The organism is Nocardia sp. IFM 10818 (assembly GCF_054655275.1).
Window position 1 is genome coordinate 1,091,683 of the sequence record NZ_BAAHJH010000001.1, and the last position, 15,856, is coordinate 1,107,538.

At 65.0% G+C, this 15,856-nt stretch carries 26 protein-coding genes; 21 read left to right on the forward strand and 5 right to left on the reverse strand.

Features of this window, described 5'->3' with window-relative positions:
- The first annotated feature begins 104 nt into the window (after nt 1-104).
- The 13 genes from rplN to map all read left to right on the forward strand — a co-directional run bounded on the left by rplN (nt 105) and on the right by map (nt 7,203).
- Nucleotides 105-473 carry a 50S ribosomal protein L14 gene (gene rplN / locus ACYQ5L_RS04900; protein ID WP_067543786.1) on the forward strand — a complete coding sequence of 123 codons (369 nt, stop codon included), beginning with the start codon at nt 105-107 and terminating at the stop codon, nt 471-473.
- A gap of 2 nt (nt 474-475) precedes the next feature.
- Complete coding sequence (rplX, locus tag ACYQ5L_RS04905) at nt 476-790, forward strand: 50S ribosomal protein L24 (protein WP_040855258.1); 315 nt, start codon at nt 476-478, stop codon at nt 788-790.
- A 1-nt stretch (nt 791) separates the two neighbouring features.
- Nucleotides 792-1,358, forward strand: a complete 567-nt coding sequence (gene rplE, locus ACYQ5L_RS04910) for a 50S ribosomal protein L5 (protein ID WP_459955821.1) — start codon at nt 792-794, stop codon at nt 1,356-1,358.
- A 4-nt stretch (nt 1,359-1,362) separates the two neighbouring features.
- Nucleotides 1,363-1,548, forward strand: coding sequence for a type Z 30S ribosomal protein S14 (locus ACYQ5L_RS04915; RefSeq protein WP_029923637.1), 186 nt, complete (start codon nt 1,363-1,365; stop codon nt 1,546-1,548).
- 174 nt (nt 1,549-1,722) lie between these two features.
- Nucleotides 1,723-2,121 (forward strand): 30S ribosomal protein S8, encoded by a 399-nt coding sequence (gene rpsH, locus ACYQ5L_RS04920; RefSeq protein ID WP_379192995.1) that lies wholly within the window; start codon nt 1,723-1,725, stop codon nt 2,119-2,121.
- A gap of 14 nt (nt 2,122-2,135) precedes the next feature.
- Entirely contained in the window at nt 2,136-2,675 is a 540-nt protein-coding gene (gene rplF / locus ACYQ5L_RS04925; protein WP_379192996.1) for a 50S ribosomal protein L6, read from the forward strand.
- Nucleotides 2,676-2,678: 3 nt separating this feature from the next.
- Nucleotides 2,679-3,086 (forward strand): 50S ribosomal protein L18, encoded by a 408-nt coding sequence (gene rplR, locus ACYQ5L_RS04930; RefSeq protein ID WP_379192997.1) that lies wholly within the window; start codon nt 2,679-2,681, stop codon nt 3,084-3,086.
- A gap of 31 nt (nt 3,087-3,117) precedes the next feature.
- Nucleotides 3,118-3,753, forward strand: a complete 636-nt coding sequence (gene rpsE, locus ACYQ5L_RS04935; RefSeq protein ID WP_379192998.1) for a 30S ribosomal protein S5 — start codon at nt 3,118-3,120, stop codon at nt 3,751-3,753.
- Between the two features lies 1 nt (nt 3,754).
- Nucleotides 3,755-3,934 carry a 50S ribosomal protein L30 gene (gene rpmD / locus ACYQ5L_RS04940; protein WP_379192999.1) on the forward strand — a complete coding sequence of 60 codons (180 nt, stop codon included), beginning with the start codon at nt 3,755-3,757 and terminating at the stop codon, nt 3,932-3,934.
- Nucleotides 3,935-3,937: 3 nt separating this feature from the next.
- Nucleotides 3,938-4,381, forward strand: coding sequence for a 50S ribosomal protein L15 (gene rplO / locus ACYQ5L_RS04945; protein ID WP_379193000.1), 444 nt, complete (start codon nt 3,938-3,940; stop codon nt 4,379-4,381).
- A gap of 156 nt (nt 4,382-4,537) precedes the next feature.
- Nucleotides 4,538-5,860, forward strand: coding sequence for a preprotein translocase subunit SecY (secY, locus tag ACYQ5L_RS04950; protein ID WP_459955825.1), 1,323 nt, complete (start codon nt 4,538-4,540; stop codon nt 5,858-5,860).
- Complete coding sequence (locus ACYQ5L_RS04955; protein WP_379193002.1) at nt 5,857-6,402, forward strand: adenylate kinase; 546 nt, start codon at nt 5,857-5,859, stop codon at nt 6,400-6,402. Before secY ends, ACYQ5L_RS04955 begins: the two co-directional genes overlap by 4 nt.
- A complete protein-coding gene (map, locus tag ACYQ5L_RS04960) occupies nt 6,403-7,203 on the forward strand; it encodes a type I methionyl aminopeptidase (protein ID WP_459955826.1) in 801 nt (266 codons plus the stop codon).
- Nucleotides 7,204-7,288: 85 nt separating this feature from the next.
- On the opposite strand, the gene ACYQ5L_RS04965 is transcribed toward map, so the two are convergent.
- On the reverse strand, nt 7,289-7,579 hold the full coding sequence (locus ACYQ5L_RS04965) for a hypothetical protein (protein WP_459955827.1): 291 nt from the start codon (nt 7,577-7,579) through the stop codon (nt 7,289-7,291).
- A gap of 122 nt (nt 7,580-7,701) precedes the next feature.
- Nucleotides 7,702-7,962 carry a hypothetical protein gene (locus ACYQ5L_RS04970; RefSeq protein WP_459955829.1) on the reverse strand — a complete coding sequence of 87 codons (261 nt, stop codon included), beginning with the start codon at nt 7,960-7,962 and terminating at the stop codon, nt 7,702-7,704.
- A gap of 45 nt (nt 7,963-8,007) precedes the next feature.
- On the opposite strand from ACYQ5L_RS04970, the gene ACYQ5L_RS04975 reads away from it, so the two are divergent.
- Nucleotides 8,008-8,742, forward strand: coding sequence for a YncE family protein (locus tag ACYQ5L_RS04975; RefSeq protein ID WP_459955831.1), 735 nt, complete (start codon nt 8,008-8,010; stop codon nt 8,740-8,742).
- Between the two features lie 167 nt (nt 8,743-8,909).
- Here the strand turns inward: ACYQ5L_RS04975 and ACYQ5L_RS04980 are convergent, their stop codons facing one another.
- Entirely contained in the window at nt 8,910-9,818 is a 909-nt protein-coding gene (locus ACYQ5L_RS04980; RefSeq protein ID WP_459955833.1) for a LysR family transcriptional regulator, read from the reverse strand.
- 72 nt (nt 9,819-9,890) lie between these two features.
- Between ACYQ5L_RS04980 and ACYQ5L_RS04985 the strand changes: the two genes are divergently transcribed.
- Together ACYQ5L_RS04985 and ACYQ5L_RS04990 are read left to right on the forward strand one after the other, a co-directional pair.
- Nucleotides 9,891-10,295, forward strand: a complete 405-nt coding sequence (locus ACYQ5L_RS04985) for a nuclear transport factor 2 family protein (RefSeq protein ID WP_459955834.1) — start codon at nt 9,891-9,893, stop codon at nt 10,293-10,295.
- A gap of 19 nt (nt 10,296-10,314) precedes the next feature.
- Complete coding sequence (locus ACYQ5L_RS04990) at nt 10,315-10,530, forward strand: hypothetical protein (RefSeq protein WP_459955836.1); 216 nt, start codon at nt 10,315-10,317, stop codon at nt 10,528-10,530.
- A gap of 11 nt (nt 10,531-10,541) precedes the next feature.
- Here ACYQ5L_RS04990 and ACYQ5L_RS04995 read toward each other — a convergent pair whose 3' ends face one another.
- Together ACYQ5L_RS04995 and dtd are read right to left on the reverse strand one after the other, a co-directional pair.
- Nucleotides 10,542-11,141 carry an AAA family ATPase gene (locus tag ACYQ5L_RS04995; RefSeq protein ID WP_459955838.1) on the reverse strand — a complete coding sequence of 200 codons (600 nt, stop codon included), beginning with the start codon at nt 11,139-11,141 and terminating at the stop codon, nt 10,542-10,544.
- Nucleotides 11,142-11,161: 20 nt separating this feature from the next.
- Entirely contained in the window at nt 11,162-11,605 is a 444-nt protein-coding gene (dtd, locus tag ACYQ5L_RS05000) for a D-aminoacyl-tRNA deacylase (protein WP_459955839.1), read from the reverse strand.
- A 123-nt stretch (nt 11,606-11,728) separates the two neighbouring features.
- Between dtd and ACYQ5L_RS05005 the strand changes: the two genes are divergently transcribed.
- From ACYQ5L_RS05005 to ACYQ5L_RS05025, 5 genes are all read left to right on the forward strand, one after another.
- The gene (locus tag ACYQ5L_RS05005) at nt 11,729-12,010 is read left to right on the forward strand and encodes a PLD nuclease N-terminal domain-containing protein (protein ID WP_459955840.1); all 282 of its coding nucleotides are present in this window, start codon (nt 11,729-11,731) and stop codon (nt 12,008-12,010) included.
- Nucleotides 12,011-12,236: 226 nt separating this feature from the next.
- Nucleotides 12,237-14,066, forward strand: coding sequence for a polyadenylate binding domain-containing protein (locus ACYQ5L_RS05010; RefSeq protein WP_459955841.1), 1,830 nt, complete (start codon nt 12,237-12,239; stop codon nt 14,064-14,066).
- Entirely contained in the window at nt 14,063-14,854 is a 792-nt protein-coding gene (locus ACYQ5L_RS05015; RefSeq protein WP_459955842.1) for an ESX secretion-associated protein EspG, read from the forward strand. The genes ACYQ5L_RS05010 and ACYQ5L_RS05015 overlap by 4 nt, the downstream gene beginning before the upstream one ends.
- Before the next feature lie 173 nt (nt 14,855-15,027).
- A complete protein-coding gene (locus ACYQ5L_RS05020; RefSeq protein ID WP_459955843.1) occupies nt 15,028-15,354 on the forward strand; it encodes a hypothetical protein in 327 nt (108 codons plus the stop codon).
- A gap of 10 nt (nt 15,355-15,364) precedes the next feature.
- Nucleotides 15,365-15,856 carry a YbaB/EbfC family nucleoid-associated protein gene (locus tag ACYQ5L_RS05025; protein WP_459955844.1) on the forward strand — a complete coding sequence of 164 codons (492 nt, stop codon included), beginning with the start codon at nt 15,365-15,367 and terminating at the stop codon, nt 15,854-15,856.

The window sequence follows — 15,856 nt, forward strand, 5'->3', positions numbered from 1 at the left end:
ATGCTCCGAAAACCGCTGGCAGGCGCGCGTTTGGGTGGCAACTGACCATGCCCGTCGGGTCGGCAATCCGGCGTGCATTACGTCCAGGTCTAGGAGGAGCTGAAGTGATTCAGCAGGAGTCGCGACTGCGCGTCGCCGACAACACGGGTGCGAAGGAAATCCTCTGCATCCGCGTGCTCGGTGGTTCGGCGCGTCGCTATGCCGGTATCGGCGATGTCATCGTCGCCACCGTGAAGGACGCCATCCCCGGCGGCAACGTCAAGAAGGGCGATGTCGTCAAGGCTGTCGTCGTGCGCACCACCAAGGAGCGCCGCCGTCCGGATGGTTCCTACATCCGTTTCGACGAGAACGCCGCGGTGCTGATCAAGGCGGACAACGATCCGCGCGGCACCCGCATCTTCGGCCCCGTCGGCCGTGAACTGCGCGACAAGCGCTTCATGAAGATCGTTTCGCTGGCTCCGGAGGTGCTCTGACCATGAAGGTGCACAAGGGCGACACGGTCATCGTCATCTCGGGCAAGGACAAGGGCGCGAAGGGCAAGGTCATTCAGGCCTTCCCCGCGACCGGCAAGGTCCTGGTCGAGGGCGTGAACCGCATCAAGAAGCACGTCGCGAACTCCGCGAACCAGCGTGGCGCCAGCTCCGGCGGCATCGTCACCCAGGAAGCGCCGATCCAGGCCTCCAACGTGATGGTCGTCGATTCGGACGGCAAGCCGACCCGCGTGGGCTACCGCACCGACGAGAACGGCAAGCGGGTCCGCATCTCCCGTCGCAACGGGAAGGACATCTGAGATGACTTCGACTGAGAACAAGGTGCAGCCGCGCCTGAAGGCGCGCTACCGCGCCGAGATCAAGGACGCGCTGCAGAGCGAGTTCAACTACGACAACGTGATGCAGATCCCGAGTGTCGTGAAGGTCGTCGTGAACATGGGTGTCGGCGACGCCGCCCGTGACGCGAAGCTGATCAACGGCGCGGTCGCCGACCTGACCCTGATCACCGGCCAGAAGCCCGAGATCCGCAAGGCCACCAAGTCCATCGCGCAGTTCAAGCTGCGTGAGGGCATGCCGATCGGCGCCAAGGTCACCCTGCGCGGCGATCGCATGTGGGAGTTCCTGGATCGCCTGATCTCCATCGCGCTGCCCCGTATCCGCGACTTCCGCGGCCTGTCGCCGAAGCAGTTCGACGGCAACGGCAACTACACCTTCGGTCTCTCGGAGCAGTCGATGTTCCACGAGATCGACGTGGACAAGATCGACCGTCCGCGGGGTATGGACATCACCGTGGTGACCACCGCGACCAACAACGAAGAAGGCCGCGCGCTGCTGAAGCACCTCGGCTTCCCGTTCAAGGAGAACTGAGCAGATGGCTAAGAAGGCTCTGATCAACAAGGCCAACGCCAAGCCGAAGTTCGCGGTGCGGGCCTACACCCGTTGCCAGCGCTGCGGCCGGCCGCACGCGGTCTACCGCAAGTTCGGCCTGTGCCGCGTGTGCCTGCGCGAGATGGCTCACCGCGGTGAGCTGCCGGGCGTGCACAAGTCCTCCTGGTAAGTCCCCCAAGGCTTTTCGATGTCCCGGCCGCCCGTTACGCGGCCGGGCCATTGGAGAAGAAACGGTTCTCCGGGTAACCGGGGAGCACAAACCCCACTTCGTTGTAGGCCCACGACCGCTCCTGAGAACGGTGCTGAATGGGAACCGCGGCGAGAAAGGTAAACGGTCAAAAACATGACCATGACTGATCCCATCGCAGACTTCTTGACCCGTCTGCGCAACGCCAACTCGGCGTACCACGATCAGGTGAAGGCTCCGCACTCGAAGCTCAAGGCGAACATCGCCGAGATCCTCAAGCGCGAGGGCTACATCGCCGACTACCGCACCGAAGACGCGGCCGTCGGCAAGACCCTGATCGTCGACCTGAAGTACGGCCCCAGCCGCGAGCGCTCCCTGCAGGGCGTGCGTCGCGTCTCGAAGCCGGGTCTGCGTGTGTACGCGAAGTCCACCAACCTTCCCAAGGTGCTGGGTGGCCTCGGCGTGGCGATCATCTCCACGTCCAAGGGCCTGCTCACGGACCGTCAGGCCAAGCAGCAGAGTGTGGGCGGGGAAGTCCTCGCCTACGTCTGGTAAGGGAGGTAGGAACAATGTCGCGTATCGGTAAGAAGCCGATTCCGGTTCCCGCCGGCGTCGAGGTGACCATCGACGGCCAGAACGTCGCGGTCAAGGGTCCCAAGGGCACCCTGTCGCACGTGGTCGCCGAGCCGATCACCATCAACAAGGCCGAGAACGGTGAGCTCGAGGTCGTTCGCCCGAACGACGAGCGTGGCAACCGCTCGCTGCACGGCCTGACCCGCACCCTGATCAACAACATGATCATCGGTGTCACGCAGGGCTACGAGAAGAAGATGGAAATCTTCGGCGTCGGTTACCGCGTGCAGCAGAAGGGCTCGGACCTCGAGTTCGCGCTCGGCTACAGCCACCCGGTTCCGGTCGTTGCCCCGGAGGGCATCACCTTCAAGGTCGAGGCTCCCACCAAGTTCTCGGTGTCGGGTATCGACAAGCAGGCTGTCGGCCAGATCGCCGCGGTGATTCACGGCCTGCGCAAGCCCGACCCGTACAAGGGCAAGGGCATCCGCTACGCCGGTGAGGTCGTTCGCCGCAAGGTCGGAAAGACGGGTAAGTAAGCCATGGCACAGACTGAGAACCAGAAGGCCAAGCGCAAGCCGCTCGGCAAGGATGTTTCGACCGCGCGTCGTCTGTCGAAGACGCGTCGTCACTTCCGTCTGCGCAAGAAGATCGTCGGAACCCCGGAGCGTCCGCGCCTGGTGGTCAACCGCTCCTCGCGCCACCTGCACGCCCAGCTGATCGACGATTCCGCCGGCAAGACCATTGCCGCCGCGTCGTCCATCGAGGCCGATGTGCGTGCGCTCGAGGGTGACAAGTCCGCCAAGGGCGCCAAGGTCGGCGAGCTCATCGCCGCCCGCGCCAAGGCTGCCGGCATCGAGGCGGTCGTGTTCGACCGTGGTGGTCACGACTACCACGGCCGCATCGCGGCGCTCGCCGATGCCGCTCGCGAAGGCGGGCTGAAGTTCTGATGATCAACACTGCGAATGGAAGGAACGTCTGATGCCGGGACGTCAGCGGCGTGACGGCGGAAACGGTCCCGCCGGACAGAATGGCAGCAATGATCGTGACGGAGGCCGCGGCGGACGCCGCGGCGATCGTCGCGACCAGCAGCAGGCCGAGAAGACCAATCAGCTCGAGCGCGTCGTCGCCATCAACCGCGTCTCCAAGGTCGTGAAGGGTGGTCGTCGCTTCAGCTTCACCGCCCTCGTGATCGTCGGTGACGGCAACGGTCTGGTCGGCGTCGGCTACGGCAAGGCCAAGGAAGTTCCCGCGGCCATCCAGAAGGGCGTCGAAGAGGCTCGCAAGAACTTCTTCCGCGTCCCGATGATCGGCTCCACCGTCACCCACCCGGTTCAGGGTGAGGCGGCGGCCGGTGTGGTCATGCTGCGTCCGGCCTCGCCGGGTACCGGTGTGATCGCCGGCGGCGCGTGCCGTGCAGTGCTGGAATGCGCCGGCATCCATGATGTTCTGGCCAAGTCGCTCGGTAGCGACAACGCCATCAACGTTGTGCACGCCACCGTTGCCGCTCTCAAGATGCTCCAGCGTCCCGAAGAGGTCGCCGCTCGCCGCGGTCTGCCCATCGAGGACGTGGCTCCTGCGGGCATGCTGCGCGCGCGTGCGGGACAGGGAGTCTGATATGGCACAGCTCAAGGTGACCCAGATCAAGTCCACGATCGGCGCCAAGGCGAATCAGCGGGAGTCGATGCGTACCCTCGGGCTGCGCGGTATCCGCCAGACCGTGGTTCGCGAGGACACCCCGCAGAACCGTGGCCTGATCAACGTCGTGCGCCACCTCGTTCAGGTTGAGGAGGTTTAAGGCATGACCATCAAGTTGCACCACCTGCGTCCTGCCCCCGGTGCCAAGACCGAGAAGACCCGTGTGGGTCGCGGTGAAGGCTCCAAGGGCAAGACCGCGGGCCGCGGTACCAAGGGTACGAAGGCTCGCAAGAATGTTCCGGTCCGCTTCGAGGGCGGTCAGATGCCGATTCACATGCGTCTGCCCAAGCTCAAGGGCTTCACCAACCCGTTCCGCACCGAGTACCAGGTCGTGAACGTGTCGGATATCGCCCGCGTGTTCCCCGAGGGCGGCACCGTCGGCAAGGCCGAGCTGGTCGCCAAGGGCCTCGTTCGCAAGAACGAGCTCGTGAAGGTGCTCGGCGAGGGCGAAATCGGTGTGGCCGTTCAGGTCTCCGCCGACAAGTTCTCCGGCTCCGCCAAGGAGAAGATCACCGCGGCCGGTGGCACTGCCACCGAACTGGCCTGACGGTAGGCTGAATAGCAGACGGCACCGGACGAGTGAAGAGCTCGTCCGGTGCCACTGTTAGAGTTCAAGTGTTGTCTGCCAACACCGTCATGGGGATCGGCGCTCTCTTATCGCTGAAGCCATGGCCCTGACCCATGTCGTTAGCCAGGAGGATGTGTGCTTTCCGCCTTCGTGTCGGCTTTCCGGACCCCGGACTTACGGCGGAAGATTCTCTTCACGCTGGGCCTGATCGCGCTCTACCGCGTAGGTGCCGCACTGCCCTCCCCGGGCGTCGACTACAAAGCAATTCAAGAATGTGTTGATCTGGTGAACGGCGGCGATTCCGCCGGCATCTACCAGCTCATCAATCTTTTCTCCGGCGGCGCGCTGCTGCAGCTTTCGGTGTTCGCGATCGGCATCATGCCCTACATCACGGCGAGCATCATTATCCAGCTGCTGACCGTCGTCATTCCGCGGTTCGAGGAACTGCGAAAAGAAGGCCAGGCGGGTCAGACCAAGATGACCCAGTACACCCGCTACCTCTCGATCGCCCTGGCGGTCCTGCAGGCGACGGGTCTGGTGGCACTCGCCGCGCGCGGTCAGCTGCTGCGCGGGTGCCCGCAGGACATCCTGGCCGACACCTCCATCTTCGGCATGATCATCATCGTGCTGGTCATGACCGCGGGCGCGGCCCTGGTCATGTGGTTCGGCGAGCAGATCACCGAGCGCGGCATCGGCAACGGCATGTCGCTGCTGATCTTCGCCGGTATCGCGGCGCGCATTCCGGCCGAGGGCAAGCTGATCTGGGACAGCGACGAGTCGCGCATCAAGTTCGTGCTGGTCCTGGTGGCCGCGCTGGCCGTCATCGTCGGCGTCATCTTCGTCGAGCAGGGTCAGCGCCGGATTCCGGTGCAGTACGCCAAGCGCGTGGTGGGCCGCAAGATGTACGGCGGCTCCTCGACCTATCTGCCGTTGAAGGTGAACCAGGCCGGCGTCATCCCGGTCATCTTCGCCTCCTCGCTGCTGTACCTGCCGAACCTGCTGGCACAGCTGACGCAGAGCACCTCCGGCGATCCGGCCAAGTGGCAGGAGCTGATCCAGAAGTATCTGGTCAACCCCAGCAACCCGGTCTACGTGACGGTCTACTTCGCCCTGATCGTGTTCTTCACCTACTTCTACGTCGCGATCACCTTCAATCCCGAAGAGCGCGCGGATGAGATGAAGAAGTTCGGCGGCTTCATTCCGGGCTACCGCCCCGGCAAGCCCACCGCCGATTACCTGAACTATGTGCTCAGCCGGATCACGCTGCCCGGCTCGATCTACCTCGGCGCGGTGGCCGTGCTCCCGAACGTGTTCCTCAACCTGGGCAACAACACCGGTGTGCAGAACCTGCCGTTCGGCGGCACCGCGGTGTTGATCATTGTGAGCGTCGGCCTCGATACCGTGAAACAGATCGAGAGCCAGTTGATGAACCGAAACTACGAAGGGTTCCTGAAGTGAGACTCGTACTGCTCGGACCGCCCGGCGCCGGTAAAGGCACCCAGGCCGAACTGTTGTCGGAAAAGCTCGGTGTTCCGCACATCTCCACCGGGAACCTCTTCCGCACCAACATTGCCGAGAAGACCGCGCTCGGGCTCGAGGCGCAGCAGTACCTGGATGCCGGCAACCTGGTGCCCTCCGAGGTCACCAACCGCATGGTCGAGGCCCGCATCGCCGAGCCGGACGCCACCAACGGCTTCATTCTCGACGGCTACCCGCGCACGGTCGATCAGGCCGAGGCGCTGGAGAAGATGCTCAAGGATCAGGGCCGTGCGCTCGATGCCGCGCTCTGCTTCGTGGTGCCCGAGGACGTGCTGGTGGAGCGCATGCTCTCGCGCGGCCGCGGCGACGACACCGAAGAGGTCATCCGCAACCGCATGCGCGTCTACCGCGAGGAGACCGAACCGCTGCTCGATCACTACGACGGTCTCGTGGTGACGGTCGACGGCGTCGCCGAGGTGGACGAGGTCAACGCGCGGGCGCTGAAAGCCCTGGGTCGCTGAATGGTCTTCGGCCGCAAGAGCAAGAAGGTGGTGCCCTTCCGCACCGCCGGTGAACTGGACGCCATGGCGGCGGCCGGCGCTGTCGTCGGCCGCGCCCTGGTGGCGGTGCGCGCCGCCGCCAAGCCGGGCGTCTCCACCCTGGAACTCGACGAGGTCGCCGAGCAGGTGATCCGCGAGGCCGGTGCGGTCCCGTCGTTCAAGGGCTACCACGGCTTCCCGGGGTCGATCTGCTCCTCGGTCAACGACCGCGTGGTCCACGGCATCCCGTCCAAGGACGACGTCCTCGCCGAGGGTGATCTGGTCTCCATCGACTGCGGCGCCATTCTCGAAGGCTGGCACGGTGATTCGGCTTGGACCTTCGGCGTCGGGACGATCATCGAGGCGGACCGGCTGCTGAGCGAGGCCACCAAGCTGTCCATGGAGGCCGGTATCGCCGCCATGCTGCCCGGCAACCGGCTGACCGATGTCTCGCACGCCATCGAACTGGGCACCCGGGCCGCCGAGGCCGAGCACGGCCGCTCCTACGGCATTGTCGACGGCTACGGCGGGCACGCCATCGGCCGCGAGATGCACATGGATCCATTCCTGCCGAACGAGGGCAAGCCGGGCAAGGGCCCGGAGCTGCGCATCGGCTCGGTACTGGCCATCGAGCCCATGCTCACCCTCGGCACCACGGAAACCAAGGTCCTGGAAGACGATTGGACCGTGGTGACCATCGACGGCTCGCGCGCCGCGCACTGGGAGCACACGGTCGCCGTCACCGAGGACGGCCCGCGCATCCTCACGCTGCGCCCGGAGTAAGCCGTCCGATACTGCGAAAACGCCCGCTCAGTCCTCCTGACGCGGGCGTTTTCGTTGGCAAATAGCCGCGCTGACCGGCTCCCTCCTAGTCGTCGGTGAATTCGACGATACTTATCGGAAATGGCAGCAGCCTTTCGGCCTCTTCCCACCGCTTGCGATTGGTGGTGATGATCTCCCAGTCCAGATACCGGGCGACCGACACGATGTGTGCGGCGGGCAGATCGATGGGTTCGCTGGCGGAGGCCTGGACGTCGGCGATTTCATTGGCGTGATCGGTTGTGGCCAGCGCTGCGATCTGAATGGACTCGAGATTGTCGACCACGCCATTTACTTGGGCACGCTGGTCGTCGGACAACCCGACAAGACTCGTGGACAACGCCAAGAACGGTACTGCGATACGGATGTCGCGTCCGTCGAGTACCGCAATCAAGTTGGATACGTTCGGATCGCCGTGGGCATACGCGTGCAGGACAGTGTCATCGAGAACGTAGCCAGCGCTCAACCCTGGGCCGCCTTCCGTTGTTCGAGCCGGTCGACGAGGATATCGGCTTGGCGTTCGGCCCAGGCGACCGCGCGTGAGTCCTTGCGGTCCTGTGCAATCCGGCTCTCCCATGCCAGCCGATTACGGGCCTGGGTCGAGCGATAGTGGGTGATCAAGCGGTTGATCACCGTGTCTAGAGACTCGTTGGGCTTGGCCAGCGTGTGCAGTTGGTCACGGGTTGCTCGTTCGGTCGTGATCGTGGTCTTGTCCTGAGCCATGCATGGAGCATATATGCAATGCTCTGAGCATTGCAGGCATTGTAAGTGATGATCATCGACACCACGAAGAACGCTGTGCTCTCGACGCTGACCACCGGGAAGAATTCCTGGGATGTCGCCGTCGATCCACGGACACCCACCGTCTACGTCGTGAGCAGCACCAGTCTGCAGGCGAGCGAGAAGCCGAAGAAGTATCAAGACCCGAACCCTGTGATCACGAACGATACGAGCACCTTGTCGGTGATCGATCCGGTCGCCGCCACGGTCGCGGCGACCATTCCGGTGGGCGACAATGCCATGGCGGTGGCGATCGATCCGGACCGTCAGGCGGCCTATATCGGGGGCCATTACGACCAAGGGTCGCAACAGCGGTCGAACCAGGGCCTGGTGATCGTCGATCTCGCCGCGCAGCGGGTGACCGGATACGTCGATGTGGGCGGCGATAGCAGCGGGGTTCTCGACGTCGCGTTCGACCCGGCCGCCGGTACCGCTTACCTGACCTCTCGGGATCAGATTGCGGTCGTCGACGTGGTGGCGCGCAGGCCGAATGAGAAGATCACGAACGGGGGCAACGGTTTTCTCGCCCTCGATCCCGGCAGGAATGTCCTGTACGCCACCGATGACGACGCCAACGATATCCGGGTGATCGACACCAAGACGCGAAAGACCACCGGAACGCTCGGTGGGGGCAAGACCTATCTGATCGGCGTCGCGGTCGATCCCGGTTCCCACACGGTCTACGGCCTGAGCTTCAACACCGTGACGGTCATCCCGCGCTGAGGGGGAAGTTGGACGCGACATGGAGGCGGCGGAGTCTCGCCTCCATGTCCCGTGATCCGTAACTTGCCATCAAAGCCGCACGACCACAATGGATCTCGGCGGGATTGGCTCAGATGGTCATAACTCCGCCCGTGGCGTCATGATCATCGGTTGATCATCGCCGGTGGTCAGGCTCGCAGGCGATGGCGGATCTCGGCGGTGAGGTCGGCGGCGGTGTCGTGCAGGCTGTCGATGAAGGGGTGGCGGGCGGCGTCCGCGCCGCGGCGGTAGGCGAGCACGGTCGGGCGGACGGCGGCCGGATCGTCGATACGGGCAATGAAAATCGTTGCGGGGAGCGCGGGTACAGCCAGGCCGGGGACGACCGTGATGCCGAGGCCCGCGGCGACCAGGCCCAGTTTGGCGATCCAGTCGCGGGCGATATGGGCGATGTGCGGACGCCAGGCGGGGTCGGTCCACGCGCCGAGCAGTGTGGAGCGGGGTTCGTCGCTGCCGACTATCCATTTCTCGTCGCGCAGGGCGGCCGCGGCGACCGTGGTGTGATCGGCCAGCCGGTGGGTGGCGGGCATGGCGACGTACAGCGAATCATCGAGTAGCGCAGCGACTTCCACCTGTTCAGGGATTTCGATGACGCCGGAGAGGACCGCCATGTCGATACGGCCGCGCGCGAGCGCGGTGAGCAGGGTGGGGCTGGTGCCCTCCCGGAGGCGGATCTCGGCGGCGGGGTAGCGCCCGGCCAGTTGCGCGATCGAGCGGGGCACCAGTGCGGCGTGCGCGGTGGCGAAGGCGCCGACGCGCAGCCGGGCGGGCGGGAGCGGATCGCGGAGTTCGTCGCGGGCGGTATCGAGGGCGTCCAGTACGGAATCGGCGTGGCGCAATACGATGCGGCCCGCCGCCGTGGGTCGGACGCCACGGGCGAGGCGTTCGAACAGGGGATGCCCGGCGGCTTGTTCCATGAGGGTGATCTGACGCGAGATCGCGGACTGGGTGTAGCCGAGGCGTTCGGCCGCCCGGGTGAAGGAGCCGGTGCGGGCTGCCTCGCGCACCACGCGGAGGCCGGAGACGGTGAACTCACCCATGCGAGAACGTGATACCACATATGCGTGACTTTCGCTGGTCGCATGGGTATGACGGGTCGTAGGTTCGCTGATGTGAACACCTTGGCGAACAAGAAGATCATCCGAACCGTTTTCGAGCGCCTCGCCGCCGGAGACGGCCGCGCGCTCACCGACGCACTGGCCGAGGACTGCCGGTGGACCTTTCCCGGGCAATGGTCGTGGGCGGGGACCTGGGAGCCGAAAACCGCTGTGCTGCACGGGCTGCTCCGGCCGCTCATGGCGCAGTTCGCCGGTGCCTATCGGATCGAGGCGGAGTGGGTGCTGGCCGATGCGGACCGGGTGGTGGTGCAGGCCCGCGGACATGGGGTGACCACCGCCGATGCGGTGTACGAGCAGACCTACTGCTTCATTTTCACCATGGCCGATGGGCGGATCTCGGAGGTCGTCGAGCACTGTGACACGGCCCTGGTGGAGCGGGTGCTGGTACGGCCGGAGTAAGGCGGTAGGGGAGGAACCGATGAATCGCGATTTCGAGAGCCTGCTGCTGAGCCTCTTCTCGCTGGGCCTGGGCGCGTTGGGCATGGTCCTGACCACCAGCTGGGTGTGGCCGGGAATCGCCTTGGTTCTGGGCGGAATCGGCCTGGTAATGGCCTTGGCGACCCCGGCCCGCGAGAAACCCGCCGCGGGCCCGGCAGAACCGGACCGGCTCTATTTCCAGGGCCCCGCCACCTGATCGGGACCGCCTCAGATGAGGCGCATATGCCGGACCCCCACCGCGGCCCGCCGCAGCCGCTTCCGCAGCGGCCCATCGGTATTCGGCGTCAGCGTCAGCCCGGCCGAGGCGGCGACGCGATCGGCGACATCGGTGATATCGATGGTGTCGGTATGAATGTGCTCGGCGAATTCGGGTCGCCGCAGCGCGGTCAGGCAGCGGTCCACATGACCGACCGCGAAGCTCTCGTGCCGCAGTCCCCACAATCCCCGCTCCCGCAGCCGCCGCAACACGATCTCGGGCTCGGCGAGCAGCGCGAAATGCCGGACGTCATGCCCCCGCTCCCGAAGCCGCCCAACGGTTTCGGCGAAGTACGCGGGCTCCACGACCGTCATCGGCGCGATAACGGGCCCGTCATGCTCGCTCAGCACCAGATCCAGCGCCTCGTACACGCCCTGCCGCCATGCGGGCAGATCCTGAAAATCCCCGCGCAGCTCCCGCGGAATGGTGCGATGCAACCCGAATCCGACCTCCTCCGGATCACAGACCACACTGCCCGGCAACCGCCGGTGCAATTCGAACGCGGTCTGCGTCTTGCCGCCCCCGAACGGCCCATTGATCCACAACAGCACGATCGCCAGGCTAGCCGAGTTCAGGACTCCAGCAGGATCGTCACCGGTCCGTCATTGACCAGTTCGACATGCATGTGCGCCCCGAAGCGCCCCGTGGCAACCGTCGCCCCGAGTTCCCGCAGCGTCGCGGCGAACGCCTCGACCAGCGGTTCCGCCACCGCTCCCGGCGCGGCAGCGGACCAGGACGGCCGCCGCCCCTTCGCGGTATCGGCGTAGAGGGTGAACTGACTGACGACCAGAATCGGCGCACCCAAATCCGCCGCCGACCGCTCGCCGTCGAGGATGCGCAGCCGGAACATCTTGTCCGCCATAGCCTTCGCCGTCGCGTCGGTATCACTATGGGTGACCCCGACCAGCGCGACCAGCCCCTGCGGCGCACCGTGCGCCGCCGGATCGATCCGTCCGACCACCTCGCCGTCCACCGTCACCCGAGCCGAACTCACCCGCTGCACCAGTACTCGCACGGTCCCGATCATCGCAGATCGCACATTCGACAAAAGATGTACATCCGCGGGACTACCACCTCGAGCGAACTCTGAGCTAATTACTGATGTGCCGAGGTACGCCGCATTTCTAGGCTCGAGACCATGACGACAACAATCCTGGCCTCCGCGGCCACGCTGGCCGCCGGAACGGCCGAAACCGCAGGCTCCATAGCTCTCGCCGTCGGGCTGATCGCCGTCGCGATCGCCGGTGTCGTACTGTTCATCGCCGCCGTGGTGAGCGTCCTCCGCTCCCGCAACTACCAGGCCGGCGGCAAGGCCATGTGGATCCTGCTGATCCTGGTCTTCCCCGTCCTCGCCCCGATCGTCTGGTTCATCTGGGGCCGCAACTCCACCATCATGAGCCCGCCGCCGTCGGCCGTCTGAGCAACGAACGGGCAAGGCTCAGCTCACCCCGCGACCGAGGTCGAATCGAATTTCCTTGCACGCCATAGTCGGTTCACGTTAGTAGTCTGTGCTGGCAGGGAGAAGCGAACAGGTGGAGCGACAGTAACCGATGGCACCTACAGATCAACCAAAATGGGGCAGCGACCTGAAGACTCAGATCGCTGGGCAGCAACTACAGTTCGAGCCCAGGGACGCGGCAACGGGCATGCACGCCGCGGCGGATCTGGTGCGCGCGATGCGCGGTTTCAAGGACGCGGTGACCAACGCGAACCTCAACAACCTCCCGGCGCTGGGCAATCTGCCGTCCGGCACGGCACTGCAGCAGGCATTGAGCCGCCGCGGGACCGAATTGCTGACCGCTTTCGACGGCCACATCGAGATCCTTACGGCCATGGTCGACACCTTTCGTGCTGCCGGCGAGGCCTACAAGATTGCGGATGGCGCCTCGAAAGAGCAGTTCGTGCGAACCAAGAACGCGATCGGCGCGCTGGGCGATATCAAGATTCAGCCCGGTTCCGCCGATGTCGGGTTCAAGCCGCCGAACCGGGTTCCCGGCGTCGGCCTGCCCGGACCCTATGAGGACGATCTCTCGGGGAACCTGAAGAAGTTCCGCGACAACAAGGAAAAGGCCAAGGACAGCATCTACATCCGGTGGGAGAACAAGGATGAGATGGACTGGGACGAGCTCATCAGCCTCGGGAAGTCCATCAACGCCTCGCCCTACCTGTGGGCGGGCGAGGACTGGAAGACGCTGGCCGACAAGGTGAACACGCGGGTCGGCGACTACGTCACCAAGATCGAAGGGCTCAGCAACAGCTGGATCGGGGCCGGTTCGGAAGGCGCCCGGGCGGCCGTCCGCAAGTACGGCAACGATCTGACGCCGCTGATCGACACCATGAAGTACACGGGCGAGGTCCTCGATTTCGTCGCGCACTGGATGGTTTCCACCAAGAATTCCATGCCGGAGAAGAAAGAGGACAAACTCTGCACCGACGACCTGGGCAACTACCGCCGGTACTTCGAGCGCGACTACGTCACCAACGGTAAGGACACCCAGGGAATCCTGCCGATCATCGCACAGCCGCCCTTCGACAAGCCGAAGCCTGTCGATCCGCCGAAGGAGCCGGAGAAGAAGCCGGATCCGGAGAAGAAGCCGGAAGATCCCGGCAACAAGAATCCGGGCGGTAATCAGAACCCAGGCGGCAACCAGAACCCCGGTGGGCAGAATCCCGGCGGTCAGAATCCGGGTGGGCAGAATCCCGGTGGCCAGAATCCGGGTGGGCAGAATCCGGGTGGTCAGAAACCGAATGTGCCTGATCCGAACAAGCCGAACGTGCCTGATCCGAACAAGCCGAACGTTCCCGACCCGAACAAGCCGAATGTTCCCGATCCGAACAAGCCCGGCGGCCAAACCCCCGGCGGCAATACCCCGGGCGGTCAGAACCAGAACGGCCAGAACAACAACAGCCAGAATGCGTCGCAAATCGTCAGTGCTCTGGCCAGCCTGATCCAGGCCGCCACCACCGGAATCTCGACCATCGCTCAATCACTGCCCGGCATCATGCAGCAGCTCGATGCCATGCTGGCGGACGGGAAGACGGAGGAGATCGCCAAGCTGCTCGGGGTGCCCGAGGACAAGGTGACCACGGCGCTCGCGGAGCTCGAGAAATCGCCGGACAAGCTGTCTCAGCTGGGTGAACTGCTCGGTGTGACGACGCCGACGGAGGCGGCCGTGCCCGCCGCCGGACTGCCGGCGGAGGAGACCCAGGGCGGCCCGGCCGGTGTCACCGTGCCGAGTCCCGCCGCGGGGCAGGTCACCTCCCAGCCGTCCATGCTGACCAACCTGTTCGCACGCGCCGGCCTGGACGAGACCGTCACCAATCCGATGGTGGGTGTGACGGCCGGTGTCAGCGAGGGTGTTGTCACCGGCGAGGGCGCCGCCGGCGCCGATCGTCCCTTCGGTGCGGCCGAATTCGTCGAGACGATCGCCCGCGCCGCCGCTCCCGTCGAATCGGAGCCGGTGACCGAGGCATGAAATGGGAGCTCACCGATATCGAGTTCAAGGCGCTGTGCAATCGCTACCTGGACGAGGTGATGCCCGCGCCGCTCACCTATACCAGTCGCACCCGCTATCTCGACGATTACGAGCGTGAGCTCGCCGAAGCCATGGCCGGACTCCGGGAACGCCTGGATTCCGGCCTCGGCGCGGTATTCGAGACGCTCGCCTATCCGGAGGTGGCCGTCTTCTCGGCCGCCTGGTGTGACAGCGATACCGAGAATCCGGAGAAGCGCATCCGGGTGCACGGTGTGCGCCGTGGCTGGAGCGCCGTCATGATCACCCAGAAGCCGGGTGAAACCATCTATCACAGTGGCGGATACACGCTCACCGAGTGCAAGCCCGAAGCGCTGCCGGCGCAGGTCGTCGAGCAGTTGCCCGATACCTCGGCGGGCAGCGGCGCCCCGGTGCCCATCGTGTTCGAGCCGCCGGAGCGTGATCCCTACGAGGTCCGGCAGATGATGGCCTTCGACTCCTTCGACGACACGGCCGAAATGCAGGGCCAGGCGTTCTGGGCCAAACCCGCCGACTGGACCGGTTTCATTCGTGTGCGGCAGTACCGTTCGATCTACGGCCCGCGTGGCGTCATGGAGGGGAGCATGATGTGGCGCGATCTGGCGGGCGACGGCCGCTACCTCATCGATCTGGATGAGCCCGAGATCCGGGCCATCGGTGCGAGCCCGGATCGACTCGCGAAACGCCTGGGGCAGAGCGTGGATCGTGTGCTTCGGCATATGGAGGAGCGCGGCGAAGAACTGGTGATGTGAACGGTTTCGGGCGGATCGGTTCATCGACCCGCCCGAATCGCCACTCTCCGTTAATGTTCCGTCAACGAAGTGGTCGACCAAACCTGACAGTGTCACTATGCGATCGGTTCGATCTTGTCGAAACGGTTTGCTGGATAGGTGTATCCGCATGTGGTGCTGGAGGTGATGACCAGGTGGGCGGCAGTCGACTGGAGTCCTATAAGGATTTGCTGCGGACCGCGAAGTCGAAGACGACCAAGGTGCAGGACGGTATCGATACCGTAGTGAACACCCTGGTCTCCTCCATCGAGTCGCGTGGTGAACCGTGGGGCAACGACACCTTGGGGAAGAACTTCTCCGAGGGGGAGAACGGGTACATCGCCAGCAAGGGCAATATCGTGCAGGGCGCGCGGAACATGTCGGGCACCTTCGGGAACTTCGCCAAGGGGCAGCAGGAAGCGCTGGACTACCTGTCGAGCATGGATTCCGGCAATGCCGGGGCCTATCAGACCAAGAAGTGAGCCCGGCGCGATGACGAACGAACGTGCCAAGGCCGATCTGAACGACATTCTCGATGGTTTCGCGCAGCAGATGCGCACCATCACCAAGCTGCAGCAGGACCGCGCCGCGCTCACCGCGACCGCGACCGTGCGCAAGCGGGTGACCGTGACGGTGAACGCCGAGGGCACCGTGATCGAAACCAAATTCTCCTCGGACATCGAGGATCTCGACTACGAGGAGATCGCGAAGGCGATCACCGAGGCCGCGCAGCAGGCCGCCGCGGAAGTGGCGCGGCGCGCCCAGGAGATCATGGCCCCGGTCTCGCAGGGCGTCCGTCGCCTGCCCAAGCTGGCCGATCTGATCCCCGGCATGCCGGACCTGAGCAAGGAACTGACCGTCCCGGCCCCGCCGGTCGTCTCCACCGCACCCCCGAATTCGCCGGAACGCCGTGCGGCGCAGCCGGCTTCGGAACCCGATGGCACGGTCATCCGGCGCGGCGGAGCCACCGACTCCGGGTGGTAG

What these genes read in the sequence shown, in the direction of transcription:
- rplX (WP_040855258.1), top strand. Translation starts at nt 476, where the DNA reads ATGAAGGTGCACAAGGGCGACACGGTCATCGTCATCTCGGGCAAGGAC.
- rplE (WP_459955821.1), top strand. Translation starts at nt 792, where the DNA reads ATGACTTCGACTGAGAACAAGGTGCAGCCGCGCCTGAAGGCGCGCTAC.
- ACYQ5L_RS04915 (WP_029923637.1), top strand. Translation starts at nt 1,363, where the DNA reads ATGGCTAAGAAGGCTCTGATCAACAAGGCCAACGCCAAGCCGAAGTTC.
- rpsH (WP_379192995.1), top strand. Translation starts at nt 1,723, where the DNA reads ATGACCATGACTGATCCCATCGCAGACTTCTTGACCCGTCTGCGCAAC.
- rplF (WP_379192996.1), top strand. Translation starts at nt 2,136, where the DNA reads ATGTCGCGTATCGGTAAGAAGCCGATTCCGGTTCCCGCCGGCGTCGAG.
- rplR (WP_379192997.1), top strand. Translation starts at nt 2,679, where the DNA reads ATGGCACAGACTGAGAACCAGAAGGCCAAGCGCAAGCCGCTCGGCAAG.
- rpsE (WP_379192998.1), top strand. Translation starts at nt 3,118, where the DNA reads ATGCCGGGACGTCAGCGGCGTGACGGCGGAAACGGTCCCGCCGGACAG.
- rpmD (WP_379192999.1), top strand. Translation starts at nt 3,755, where the DNA reads ATGGCACAGCTCAAGGTGACCCAGATCAAGTCCACGATCGGCGCCAAG.
- rplO (WP_379193000.1), top strand. Translation starts at nt 3,938, where the DNA reads ATGACCATCAAGTTGCACCACCTGCGTCCTGCCCCCGGTGCCAAGACC.
- map (WP_459955826.1), top strand. Translation starts at nt 6,403, where the DNA reads ATGGTCTTCGGCCGCAAGAGCAAGAAGGTGGTGCCCTTCCGCACCGCC.
- ACYQ5L_RS04970 (WP_459955829.1), bottom strand. Translation starts at nt 7,962, where the DNA reads ATGGCTCAGGACAAGACCACGATCACGACCGAACGAGCAACCCGTGAC.
- ACYQ5L_RS04980 (WP_459955833.1), bottom strand. Translation starts at nt 9,818, where the DNA reads ATGGGTGAGTTCACCGTCTCCGGCCTCCGCGTGGTGCGCGAGGCAGCC.
- ACYQ5L_RS04990 (WP_459955836.1), top strand. Translation starts at nt 10,315, where the DNA reads ATGAATCGCGATTTCGAGAGCCTGCTGCTGAGCCTCTTCTCGCTGGGC.
- ACYQ5L_RS05005 (WP_459955840.1), top strand. Translation starts at nt 11,729, where the DNA reads ATGACGACAACAATCCTGGCCTCCGCGGCCACGCTGGCCGCCGGAACG.
- ACYQ5L_RS05010 (WP_459955841.1), top strand. Translation starts at nt 12,237, where the DNA reads ATGCACGCCGCGGCGGATCTGGTGCGCGCGATGCGCGGTTTCAAGGAC.
- ACYQ5L_RS05015 (WP_459955842.1), top strand. Translation starts at nt 14,063, where the DNA reads ATGAAATGGGAGCTCACCGATATCGAGTTCAAGGCGCTGTGCAATCGC.
- ACYQ5L_RS05025 (WP_459955844.1), top strand. Translation starts at nt 15,365, where the DNA reads ATGACGAACGAACGTGCCAAGGCCGATCTGAACGACATTCTCGATGGT.